This window comes from Kribbella jejuensis (assembly GCF_006715085.1).
GTDB lineage: Bacteria > Actinomycetota > Actinomycetes > Propionibacteriales > Kribbellaceae > Kribbella > Kribbella jejuensis.
Map to the genome: position 1 here is coordinate 1,652,874 of NZ_VFMM01000001.1, position 12,318 is coordinate 1,665,191.

Sequence of the window (12,318 nt, forward strand, 5' to 3'; positions counted from 1 at the left end):
GCCTGCTACTGCCAGGAGCACAAGTGCGGCGAACGCGGTCAACTTCTTTGCCATTTCGATCCCCAGACGACTCAGACTGCTCAACGCTTTCCCCGACTATCCCTCACCGGTCGGCTATCTGTCTCGCCCAATACCGAACGAACGCCGAGCGTCCTCCAGACCCTTCTGGTTCTCGGCGGGGCTGGAGATACCAGTGAGGAGGTTGGTGCTGATGCGCCACGCGAAGTAGCCGGCCTGCACGGCGTACCGGACGCGGAGGAAGACATCGAGGCAGCGGTCGATCTCGTCGGTCAGGTCCGGACGGCGTTCGAGGTACGCCGGTACGACGTCACGCCCGACGTATATCACCGCCGACGCGACGTCGTACAGAATCGGGCCGCGCATCGCGCTCCCCCAGTCGATGAGCGCGACCCGCCCGTCGGCCTGCCGCCGGAACGCCTCCGCGGCCGGGTCGCCGTGCAACCAGGCCCACGACACCGGGCCGAGGGCGATCGCGTCCGCCACCGCGCCCTCGACGGCCGGCCGGATCCACGGCGCGAGATCCAGCGACTCCTCGAACGGCAGCAGCAACCCGAGCCAGTCCGCGGTCTCACCGGACGCGAGCGGCGCGGCCGAGTGCACCCGACCGAGCACGTCACCGATCTCCACCTGATCGGAAGGCGCCAACTCCTCACCGTCGACGAAATCCAGTACGGCGACCTGCCGCCCGTCCACCCGCTCCACCAGCCGCCCACGCTTGCTCACCCGCGGCCGACCGCTGATCACCCCCGCATCGTCCAGCCGAACCGCCAACTCCAGCCCCGGCTCGAACGCAACATCCCCAGCCCCGACCACCTTCAACACAACCCGTTCCGAACCACAAACCGCCAGCCAGGTCGCCGAGTTCATCCCACCGGTCAGCACCTCCACCCCGGAAACCTTCAGATCCCAGTGCTCCCGCAGTACCTCGGCGACGTCCACGGGCCACACACTGCCAGGCATCGACGAGAGGCGCCGGTGAATTTCAGTCGAGCAGGCCGGTGCGGTGGGCGACGGCGGTGGCTTCGGTGCGGGTGGCGACGCCTAGTTTGCGGAGGATGCGGGCGACGTGGGTGGCGACGGTGTTCGGGGAGACGAACAGTTCGCGGGCGATCTCGGCGTTGGACAGGCCGCGGGCGAGGGTTCGCAGTACGACGACTTCGCGCTCGGTCAGGCCGTGGGCCGCGGGCTCCTCGCGGACCGCGGACAGGCCGGCCCGTTGGGTGAGTTCGTCGATCTCGGCGAGCAACGGGGGCGCGGACAGCTGGATCCCGATCTCCCGGGCCTCGTCCAGGCGGCGGCGCGCGCCCGGTTTGTTGTTCGAGCGCAGGGCGGCCGCCGCGCCGCCGACCAGTGTCAGGGCCAGCTCGTGGACGTCGTACGCCGTACGCCAGGCGTCGACCGCCGCGTCCCACGCCGCGACCGTACCGGCCTCGAAGGCGTCCCCGGTCCGCAACACCGCATCGACGATCGGCCAGCGATCCGAGTCGGGCAATCGCTTCCGGACCAGTCCCGATCGCGCCGGCACCTGCCGCCGTCGGCCGGACGTGGTCCGTTCCAGCCGTAGCGCCGCGAGGTAGAGCCGGGCCGTGACCACGACATCGGCGGCCGGCCAGTCCGACATGACATCCATCGCCTCGGCGAGCAACCGATCGGCCGCCGGAACGTCGTCGTTGCCGACGGCAAGCGCCATCTGGACCGGCAGGCGCTGCAACCCGACCTCGCTCGCCGCGCCGGACGGCGGCACGGCCATCTGCGCGAGCTGGTCAGCCGCCTCGTCGTACCTGCCACGCCGTACGGCGATGACCGCGACCTCCAGCCGCAGCGACGCCTCGTACCAGGGCGGCGGACCGTCCGCGAGCGCGTTGTCGACCAACTCGAGGGCCTCGTCCCAGCGACCCAACGAGATGAGCACCTCCGCCCGGTTCTGCGCCAGCATCGAACCCCTGGCACGCATCCGGCCCCACTGCTCCGCTTGCTGCTCGGCCCCTTCGAGCAGAATCACCGCTTCCTCGGGACGCCCGGCATCGGCGAGCGCGCGACCTTCCCATTGCAGCGACGTGAGATACGTGTGGTGGTCGCCGCAGGCTTCAGCCGCCCGCCGCGCGTCCTGCATGAGCTCCTGAACCACGCCCGGGCCGCCGTCCGTGTGCAGCGCGACACCGCCAACGGCCAACCGCGCATCGGCGAGCGCCTGGTCGTCACCGATGCTCTCCGCCAGGTCGAGCGCCTGCGCCGCATGCCGGCTCATCTCCGGTCCGGGTGTGCCGACCAACTCGGTGAAGGCCAGACCGGACAGCAGCCGGCTGCGCAGTACGTCGTCGACACCTTCCGGTACGAGTTCCACCGCGCGCGACAGGTCGTCACTCCCACTGCCGTCGATCCGGCAGCGCAGCAGGCCACGCAGCCGCAGCAGCCGAGCCACTCGTAGCGGTTCGGCAACTGGATCGATGGCCGCCAGCGCGGCGGTCGCGTGCTCGACCCCGGTGTGTGAGCGACCGGTGGCGTACGCCGCGGCTACGGCCAACTCCTGTACAGTTGCCCGGCTGACCCCGATGTCGTCCGAGTCGGACCACAACTCGAGGACTCGGCCGAGCAGGTTCAGCTGCTCGTCGTACGCGTACTGCCGCTCGGCCGTCGCAGCAGCCTGCCACGCCGCCATCAACGCCTTGTCCGGTTGCCCAGCCACGCGCCAGTGCTCGGCCAGCGCCGCCGACGACTCGGACCGCGCCTCGATCACCGACGCGAACCGTGCATGCAGGCGACGCCGTTCTCCCGGCAGCAGTGCGCCGTACACCGCCTCCCGGATCAGGTCGTGCCTGATCACGTAGTCGGTGTCGAGCACGGCGAGCTGGTGACGCTCGATCAGCTCCCGTACGGCGTCGTCGACCGGCTCGCCGGCGACCTCGGACAGCAGGTCGTCCGGCACCGCGCCGCCGGCCACCGCGATCATCGCGAGCACCTTGCGCGCAGCGGGCGAGAGGTCGGTGACTCGGCCGAGCAGCAGCTCGGTGAGCCCTTCGGAGGAGTCCGCGCCGGATGCGTACAGCGCTTCGACGAAGAGCGGGTTTCCGCTGCTACGACGGTGGATCTCGCTGCTGGTCAGGGCATGTGGGGCACGACCGTCGAGCGCTGCGAGCAGCTCGCTGACCTCCTGTCGGCCCAGTGGGGCCAGCTCGAGGCGGACCACTTCAGCACGCCGGCCGAGTTCGGACAGCAACTGCCGGGTGGGATGTCCTGAGGGCAGCTCGCCCGTACGTGTCGTAGCGATCAGCAGTACGGCGGAGGTGCCGAGGTTCCGTACGAGGTACACGAGTAGCTCGCGGCTGGACGCGTCTGACCAGTGGAGGTCCTCCACGACCAGGACCAAGGGGCGTTCGGCAGCCACCCCCGCGAGCAGGCCGAGCACCTCGCCGAACAGCCGGACGTGACCCGCTGGTCGTTCCGGCAGTTCCGACAGTTCCGGCAGCCACCCCGCGAGCGCGGTACCGCCGGAGGGCAGGGCCGCGGCGAGGCGGTCCGGGCCCCACTCGCGCAGCAGGTTTCGCAGGATCGCGAGGAACGGCGCCCACGGCGTACCATCCGCGCCGAGTTCGAGGCAGCCGCCGGTCAGCACCATCGGGTCGCCGTCGAAACCCGCGACCGCGGTCGAAACGAGGCGGGACTTCCCGATCCCGGCCTCCCCCGAGACCAGCACGGTGACGGGCTCTCCGGTACGAGCCCGTTCGTAGGCTCCGCGCAGCGCGGCGAGCTCGGCTCTGCGATTGATCAACACCGGACTGACAGCGGCCCCCATGCGGGTCATCCTCGCATCCCCCGGGTTCCGGACGAGATGTCGTCAGGTCTGGTGACGACTCGGGGGCGGGCCTGCGGCGAGAGTTTGAGAAACAGCCCGAACTCCCGAGGAGAACATCATGAATCGCACCGTGGTCGGCAACATCTCGCTGTCGCTCGACGGCCGCGTCAACGGCCCCGGCGGGGACTACGACATGAGCTGGATCGCCCCGCACGCCGTCACGCCCGCGTCGCTGGCGCACATGATCCGCGTGACATCGCCTGCGACCACCGCGCTGCTCGGCCGGAAGAACTACCAGGGCTTCGGCGGGTACTGGCCGACGGTCGCCGACGACGAGACGGCGCCGGCGGAGAGCCGCGCGTTCTCACGCTGGCTCAACGAGGTCGAAAAGGTCGTCTTCTCGACCACCCTGTCCGAGGCCCCGTGGGAGAACAGCCGCATCGCCGCCACCGACCCAGTCGCCACGGTCAAGGAACTCCGCCAACAGGAGGGCGGCGACATCGTCGTACTAGCTAGCTCCACCGTAATCCGCACCCTCCTCGCCGCCGACGCCCTCGACCGCCTCTCCATCACCCTCTGCCCCGAACTGGTAGGCGTCGGCGTCCCCCTGTTCGACGAAACCACCAAGCCCTCCTCCTGGACCCTCACCAACTACACCCCCACCGAATCAGGCGCCCTCTGCCTCCAATACGACCGCCCCCACCCCGCCTAACCCCACCACCGGCTTGCCCCACCCCCACCGCCCCGCCCCACGACCGCTCGCACACCACCTGACCCCACCACCGGCCCGTCACACCACCAACCGCCCCGCCGCACAACCCCCCACACCACCAGACCCCACCGCCAACCCCTCACACCCCCAACCGCCCCACCCCACAACCACCCCCACACCAGCCGACCCCCACCAGCTCGTCCCCCACCGACCGTCCCCCGCACAAACACTCGACACCACCACCGGGTCGCCTCACTCCCGACGCCCCTCTGCACGACCGCCCCACACACGACCCGACGACACCACCGGGTCATCACACCACTGACCGTCCCGCCGCACAACCGCCCACACACCACCTGACCCGGCACCGGGCCGTCACACCACCAACCGCCCGCCACACAACCACTCGCGCACCACCGGACACCCCTGGCGGGTTGTTTCAGCACTGACGTCCTGCAACAGGCCATCGCCGAAACAACCCACCAGCCGCCAGCTGATGAACTCGCCCTCCCCGCCCGAGGGGGCCGGCGCGTCGGTGGGTGCGGGCGGGTCGGCGGGTGCGGGCGGGTCGGCGGGTGCGGGCGGGTCGGTGGGTGCGGGCGGGTCAGCGGGTGCAGGCACGGGGCCTCGGGGGGCGGGCGCAGGTACGTCGGCGGGCGCGGCGCATCGGCGGGCGCGGCGCATCGGCGAGTGCGGATGCGTTCGCGGGTGCGGATGCGTTCGCGGGTGCGGATGCGTTCGCGGGTGCGTCGCGTGAGGGCGCGTTCGCGGGTGTCGCGGGGTGCGGGTGCGGTCAGGTGTTTTCGGCGGCGCGGATCTGGTCGGTCAGCGCGGCTACAGCGGTCCGGAGCGCCTGCTCGGCGTCGACCCCGGCCGCCCGGGCCTCCCGGACGATGGCCAGCAGTTGCTGACCGATCCGCTCAGCATCCCGTCCCGCGTCGGACGGGGTGACCGCATCCGCGGGCGAGGGCGCGTCGGCGGGTGCGTTGACGGGCGCGGATGCGTCGGCGGGCGCGGGTGTAGGCGCGTCGGTGGGGAGGATCTTGGTGGCGCGGCCTAGGACTTTGTCTGCCAGGGCTAGGGCGGGGAGGGCGAGGGGGATGCCTTCGAGGACTGAGGAGCGTTGTTTTTCGGCGGCTTTGATGGTTTCCCAGTTGGCTTCGACGGCGGCGGCGTCCGCGGCGGCGACGGTGCCGAACACGTGCGGGTGGCGGCGGATCAGCTTCTCTACGATGCCGCCGGCGACGTCGTCGATCGTGAAACCTTCGTCGCCGTCGTCCTCGGCGACGCGGGAGTGGAAGGCGACCTGGAGGAGCAGGTCGCCGAGCTCCTCGCGGAGGTGGTCGCGGTCGCCGGTGTCGATTGCCTCGAGCGTCTCGTACGTTTCCTCGAGCAGGTACTTCGCCAGGCTCTCGTGCGTCTGCTCCTGGTCCCACGGGCAGTTCCGCCGTAGCCGGTCCATCACCCGGACCAGGTCGATCAGCCTGGATCCCGGTACGTCGTACGAGCCATGCAGGATCTCCACGTCGTACGCCGGCCGCGGCTCACGCGCCAGCTGGTCCGCCACCACACGCAGCAACCCGGGCTCTCCGTCGTCGCCGGCCAGCCAAGCGACCGCTCGCCCGGCCGAGGCCGCAGCCGAAAGCCAGCCCCAGTGCTCGGCGACCCCGCCGTCAACCTGCGTGACAGCAAGCCCTGACCCGACCACCGCCTGCACATCCGCCCGCAGCACCCGCTCCGCCCCAGCGGGCGGGGGAAGGGACGAGGCGGGGGTCGATGGGTCGCCGGCGGGCGTGGACGAGGAGCCGGCCGCACCACCGGCGAGGTCGAGCGTGGACGACGAGCCAGCCGCACCACCGGCAGGGTCGGGCGTGGACGAGGCCCCGGCCGCACCACGGGCGGGGTCGGGCGTGGACGAGGAGCCGGCCGTACCGCCGGCTGGGGTACCTGCTGCGCCGATGGCGAAGGCCGCTTCGAGGGCTTGCCAGGCGGCGCGGGTGAGTAGGCCGGGCGCCACCCGGGGGCTGGTCAGCAGGATCGTGACCCGGCCGGCCTCAGCTGCGTCCTCGGTCACCGGAAGGTGCTCAGCCCTGGCCCTGGCCTTGGCCTTGGGCTTGTTGGGCGGCGTCTTGGGCGGCCTTGCGCTTGGCGGCGGTCTGCTCGGACTCCTTGGACAGCGAGCCGGAGATCGTGCTGTCGAGGGTGCCGTCGCTCCACTTGCCGAACCGCGGGGCGATCTCGACGTCGATGTTCTTGGCCGCGTCCCGGACCGCGAGGACGCCCTGCTGCAGCTTGGACTGGTCCTGCAGGTCCTTCACGGTGCCACCGACGAGCTTGACGGTGATCATCGACGCCGTACCGACCGCGTTCAGGAAGTCGCGCGTCTTGGGGTCGCTCTGGAACTTCGAGAACATCGCCTGGTCGTCACCGACCGCGTTCAGTGCCGCGGCGCTGGTCTCGGCCGGGCTGACCGTGATCGACTTCTGCTGACCGACCTCGGCGACCAGCGCGTTGCTGACCAGCGTGTTCAGCGCGGCGGTCGAGTTGAAGTTCTGGCCCAGCGCCGTGGTGACCGCCCGCGAGGTGCTGTCGACGTCGCTGACGCTGATCTCGGTCTTGCCGACGACGGCCGCCGCGCCCGGATGCGTGCCCGCCGCGCAACCGCCGGTCAGCAGCACGATCGCCGCCACCGCACCGAGTGCCCGAAGCCGTGTGCTCACCGAAATCTCCTCGTATCTCACTAAAGGTCTACGCCGGCACCACAATAGGTTCGGCGATCACGTCGTCGATCAAGCGGGTGCACCACTGCAGCAGCTCCTGGTCACGGAGCGGCTGACCGCCGATCTGCCGGGTGGCAGGTCTCGGCACCAGAATGGTATGCAACTGCAGCTTCACCAGACTCTTCGGGTACAGCCTGTTCAGCCGCAGCACCTTGGAGTCGGGCAACTCGACCGGCCCGAACCGGATCAGGTTGCCCTGCAGCGTGACGTCGTGCAGCCCCGCCCGCCGGGCGTGGTTGCGGAACTTCGCCACCTCGATCAGGTTCAGCACCGGCTGCGGGATGTCGCCGTACCGGTCGTGCAGCTCCTCGACCAGCTCGGCGATGCCGTCCTCGTCGCGAACCGCTGCGAGCCGCTGGTACATCTCCAGCCGGAGCCGCTGCGACGGGATGTAGTCGTGCGGCAGGTGCGCGTCGATCGGCAGCTCGATCTTGACCTCGGGCTCTTCGGCCTGGGTGTCGCCGCGGTACTCCGCGACCGCCTCGCCGACGAGCCGTACGTACAGGTCGAAGCCGACGTCCGCGATGTGCCCGGACTGCTCGCCGCCGAGCAGGTTGCCGGCGCCGCGGATCTCCAGGTCCTTCATCGCGACCGCCATCCCGCCACCGAGGTCGGCGTGCTGGGCGATCGTGGCGAGCCGGTCGTGCGCGGTCTCGGTGAGCGGCTTCTCAGGCGGGAAGAAGAAGTACGCGTACGCGCGTTCCCGGCCGCGGCCGACGCGCCCGCGCAGCTGGTGCAGCTGGGACAGGCCGAGCAGGTCGGAACGCTCGACGATCATCGTGTTCGCGTTCGAGATGTCGATCCCGGACTCGACGATCGTCGTACACACGATCACGTCCGAGCGCTTCTCCCAGAAGTCCTGGATGACCTGCTCGAGCGTGTGCTCGTTCATCTGCCCGTGTGCCACGCTGACGCGTGCTTCCGGTACCAGCTGGCGGATCCGGGCAGCTGCCTTCTCGATCGTGTTGACCCGGTTGTGGACGACGAAGACCTGACCCTCGCGGAGCAGTTCGCGCCGGATCGCGGCGGTCACCTGGTGTTCGTCGTACGCGCCGACGAACGTCAGCACCGGGTGCCGTTCCTCCGGCGGGGTGGCGATCGTGGACATCTCGCGGATGCCGGTGATCGACATCTCCAGCGTCCGCGGGATCGGGGTCGCGGACATCGTCAGTACGTCGACCGCGGTCCGCAGCCGCTTCAGCTGCTCCTTGTGCTCGACGCCGAACCGCTGCTCCTCGTCGACGATCACCAGGCCGAGGTCCTTGAACTGCACCTCCCCGGACAGCAACCGATGCGTACCGATCACGACGTCCACGGACCCGTCGGCCAGACCGTCGAGCGCGTCCTTGGCCTCCCGGTCGGTCTGGAACCGTGACAGCGCCGCCACGTTCACCGGGAACGCCGCGTACCGCTCGGTGAAGGTCGCGTAGTGCTGCTGCACGAGCAGTGTCGTCGGCACCAGTACGGCGACCTGCTTGCCGTCCTGCACCGCCTTGAACGCGGCCCGGACAGCGATCTCGGTCTTGCCGTATCCCACGTCTCCGCAGACGATCCGGTCCATCGGCATGACGCGTTCCATGTCGTGCTTCACGTCGTCGATGGTGGCGAGCTGGTCCGGCGTCTCCACGAACGGGAACGCGTCCTCGAGCTCGCGCTGCCACGGGGTGTCCTTCGCGAACGCATGCCCCTTGGTCGCCTGGCGCGCGGCGTACAGCTTGATCAGCTCGCCGGCGATCTGCCGGACGGCCTTGCGGGCGCGGCCCTTGCGCTTGGCCCAGTCGCCGCCGCCCATCTTGTCCAGCGTCGGCTGCTCGCCGCCGACGTACCTCGTGACCTGGTCGAGCTGGTCGGTCGGTACGTACAACCGGTCGCCGGGCTGGCCGCGCTTGCCCGGCGCGAACTCGATCACGACGTACTCGCGGGTCGCCTTCTGCGAACCGGTGCCGACGGTCCGCTGCATCATCTCGACGTACCGGCCGACACCGTGCTGTTCGTGCACGACGAAGTCGCCGGGCTGGAGCTCGAGCGGGTCGATCGTCTTCTTCCGCCGCGACGGCATCCGTTGCGCCGAACGGCGTTCGGCCGCCGACCGCTGGCCGGCCAGGTCGTTCTCGGTGAGTACGGCGAACTTGATGCCGTCGGCAATGAACCCGTGGTCGAGCTGACCCTGCGAGATCAGTACGACGCCCGGCTCCGGGATCTCCTCGATGCCCTCGACCGCCCGCGCGGGCAGCTCGGCCTCGGAGAACACCTCGGCCAGCCGCTGCGCCGGACCGTGTCCTTCGGTCACGCAGACGACCCGCCAGCCGTCGCGCAGCCAACCGCGGATGTCCTCGGCCGCCCGCGCGGTCTCACCGCGGTACGGGTCGACCTCGTGGACGGCAAGGATCCTGCTGGTGACCGCGCCGGCCTCGGTGTCGATGTCGAACGCGATCCGCTCGCCCATCGAGTCCCGCAGCTCGGGACCGTCAACCGGAGCGGCCGCGAACGGCGACAGGCTCCACCACGCGAGGCCCCTGCTCAGCGCCTGCGAACGGACGTCGCCCAGCGACATGTACGCCGCCGCGCCCAGGTCGATCGGGGCCTCGCCACCACCCGCGGCGGCGGCCCACGACGCCTCCAGGAACTCCTGGCTGGTCGCGACCAGGTCGTGCGCCCGCGCCCGGACCCGCTCGGGGTCGCTGACGACGACGTGCGTACCGGCCGGCATCAGGTCGACGAGCAGCTCCATCTTGTCGACCAGCACCGGCGCCAGCGATTCCATGCCCTCGACGGCGTGGCCCTCGGCAAGCTTCTCGAACAGCTCGGCCAGCTCGGGGTGCTCCTTGGCGAGTACGCCGGCCCGCGCGCGGACCTCGTCGGTGAGCAGCAACTCCCGGCACGGCGGCGCCCACAGGCCGTGTTCGGCGATCTCGAGCGAGCGCTGGTCGGCGACCGCGAAGTACCGGATCTCCTCGACGTCGTCGCCGAAGAAGTCCACCCGCAGCGGGTGTTCCTCGGTCGGTGGGAAGACGTCGATGATGCCGCCGCGGACCGCGAACTCACCGCGCCGCTCGACCAGGTCGACCCGGTGGTACGCCGCGCCGGCGAGGCGCTCGACGACGTCGTCGAGCTCGACCGTGTCGCCGACGTGCAGCTGGACCGGCCTCAGGTCCGCGAGGCCCGCGACCTGTGGCTGCAGGACGGACCGCACCGGCGCGACCAGGATCCTGATCGGCCCGGTCGTCTCGTCGGACGGGTCGGGGTGCACGAGACGACGCAGTACGGCGAGTCGTCGGCCGACGGTGTCCGAGCGAGGGCTCAGGCGCTCGTGCGGAAGGGTTTCCCAGGCTGGGTAGTACGCGACTGTGCCCGGCTCCTCGACGAGGCACTGCAGGGCCTCGGTGAGCTCCTCGGCTTCGCGGAATGTGGCGGTGACAGCCAGAACCGGGCGGTCGGCGCCCTTCGCGGCCGCGGCGATCGCGGCCAGCAGGACCGGGCGCACCGGGCCGGGCGCGCTCAGGTCGAGGGTCGTGGCGCCGTCGGAGCGGGCGTCACGGACGGCCTCGGACACCACCGGATCGGTGATCAGGGTGTCGACCAGACCGCTGAGCTTCACGAGTTGTACTTCCCTTGGGTTGCTTCGAGGCCGTCGGTGAGCAGGCATTCGACGGCGTCCGCGGTCCGGTCCACGGCGAACGGGAGGTCCTTGCGTTCAGCCGCGGAGAACTCGTTGAGGACGAAGTCGGCGGGCGCCTGCCGGCCCGGCGGACGACCCACACCGAACCGGACTCGATAGTACTCACCGGTGCCAAGCGATTTCCGCACCGATTTCAGTCCGTTGTGGCCGTTGTCGCCGCCACCGAACTTGCACCGCAGGACGCCGAAGTCGATGTCCAGTTCGTCGTGTACGACGACCAGGTTGGCCGGGTCGAGCTTGAAGAACTTCAGCAGCCCCGACACCGGCCCGCCCGACTCGTTCATGTACGCACGGGGCTTGGCCAGTACCGTCCGCAGGCCGCTGATCCGGGTCTCGATCACCTCGGCCTTGACCTGCTTGCTCTGCTTCCACTTCGCACCGGTGCGGGCAGCCAGCTCGTCGGCGACCAGGTGCCCGATGTTGTGCCGGGTGCGGGCATACGAAGGGCCGGGATTCCCCAGTCCGACGACCAACCACACGTCGTCCGCCACGGATCCCGGCCCTCCAGAAAGTTCGGCTGTGCTGCTACCGAGCTGCAGACTACTCGGCGGTGGCGGCCACCGGCTCGTCGGCAACGGTCGGCTCGTCCCGCTCGATGCCGGCCTCGGCCTCGGCCTCGGCGAGCTCCGCGTCGACCTGCTCGGCGGTCGGCTGGGCGGTGACGTTCACGATCAGGGTGTCCGGCTCGATCGCCAGCGTGGTGCCGGTCGGGAGCTTCAGGTCGGAGGCGTGGATCTGAGCGCCGATCTCCAGGCCCTCGATCGACACGGTGACACCGTCGGGGATGTGCGTCGCCTCGGCCTCGACCAGGATGCTCGGCGCCTCGAGCACGACCAGCGCGTCGCTGACGGCCTCGCCCTCGAGGTGCACCGCGATGTCGACGTGGACCTTCTCGCCGCGGCGGACGATGACCAGGTCGACATGCTCGATGAAGCCCTTCAGCGGGTCCCGCTGGACCTGCTTCGGCAGCGCGAGGTGCGACTCGCCGCCCTCGACCTCGATCATCAGCAGGGCGTTCGCGGTCTTCAGCGCCAGCATGGTGTCGTGACCGGGCAGCGTGATGTGCACGGGGTCCGTGCCGTGGCCGTACAGCACGGCGGGGACCTTGTTCTCCCGGCGGATACGGCGGGCAGCACCCTTGCCGAACTCCGTACGCGATTCGGCTTGGATCTTGACCTCGGCCACGACTGAACTCCTCAAAAGCGTTGCGGTGATCTGTTGTCTGGATAACTCGGCTGCGGCCTCAGCGGGCGCCTGCTGACCCCGGAGAAGGCGTCAGGCAACGAACCACCGCGTCGATCACGGAGCCGCGCCCTGCACTTCTCGGGGGGCG

The 12,318-nt window shown here is 70.2% G+C and carries 8 protein-coding genes; 1 reads left to right on the top strand and 7 read right to left on the bottom strand.

The window, feature by feature from the left end:
- Positions 1–114: 114 nt before the first annotated feature.
- Together FB475_RS08075 and FB475_RS08080 are read right to left on the bottom strand one after the other, a co-directional pair.
- A complete protein-coding gene (locus FB475_RS08075; protein WP_185759139.1) occupies positions 115–960 on the bottom strand; it encodes a phosphotransferase enzyme family protein in 846 nt (281 codons plus the stop codon).
- 43 nt (positions 961–1,003) lie between these two features.
- Positions 1,004–3,823 (bottom strand): helix-turn-helix transcriptional regulator, encoded by a 2,820-nt coding sequence (locus FB475_RS08080; protein ID WP_141853991.1) that lies wholly within the window; start codon positions 3,821–3,823, stop codon positions 1,004–1,006.
- Between the two features lie 109 nt (positions 3,824–3,932).
- On the opposite strand from FB475_RS08080, the gene FB475_RS08085 reads away from it, so the two are divergent.
- The gene (locus FB475_RS08085; RefSeq protein WP_141853993.1) at positions 3,933–4,526 is read left to right on the top strand and encodes a dihydrofolate reductase family protein; all 594 of its coding nucleotides are present in this window, start codon (positions 3,933–3,935) and stop codon (positions 4,524–4,526) included.
- 793 nt (positions 4,527–5,319) lie between these two features.
- Here FB475_RS08085 and FB475_RS37470 read toward each other — a convergent pair.
- From FB475_RS37470 to FB475_RS08120, 5 genes are read right to left on the bottom strand one after another with little or no spacing between them, the layout of a single operon-like run.
- On the bottom strand, positions 5,320–6,600 hold the full coding sequence (locus FB475_RS37470; protein ID WP_238332027.1) for a nucleoside triphosphate pyrophosphohydrolase: 1,281 nt from the start codon (positions 6,598–6,600) through the stop codon (positions 5,320–5,322).
- Between the two features lie 10 nt (positions 6,601–6,610).
- Positions 6,611–7,246 carry a SurA N-terminal domain-containing protein gene (locus tag FB475_RS08105; RefSeq protein ID WP_141853995.1) on the bottom strand — a complete coding sequence of 212 codons (636 nt, stop codon included), beginning with the start codon at positions 7,244–7,246 and terminating at the stop codon, positions 6,611–6,613.
- Between the two features lie 28 nt (positions 7,247–7,274).
- Positions 7,275–10,904, bottom strand: coding sequence for a transcription-repair coupling factor (mfd, locus tag FB475_RS08110; RefSeq protein ID WP_141853997.1), 3,630 nt, complete (start codon positions 10,902–10,904; stop codon positions 7,275–7,277).
- On the bottom strand, positions 10,901–11,476 hold the full coding sequence (gene pth, locus FB475_RS08115) for an aminoacyl-tRNA hydrolase (RefSeq protein ID WP_141853999.1): 576 nt from the start codon (positions 11,474–11,476) through the stop codon (positions 10,901–10,903). The genes mfd and pth overlap by 4 nt, the downstream gene beginning before the upstream one ends.
- A gap of 49 nt (positions 11,477–11,525) precedes the next feature.
- Positions 11,526–12,170, bottom strand: a complete 645-nt coding sequence (locus tag FB475_RS08120; RefSeq protein ID WP_141854001.1) for a 50S ribosomal protein L25/general stress protein Ctc — start codon at positions 12,168–12,170, stop codon at positions 11,526–11,528.
- Between the last annotated feature and the right edge of the window lie 148 nt (positions 12,171–12,318).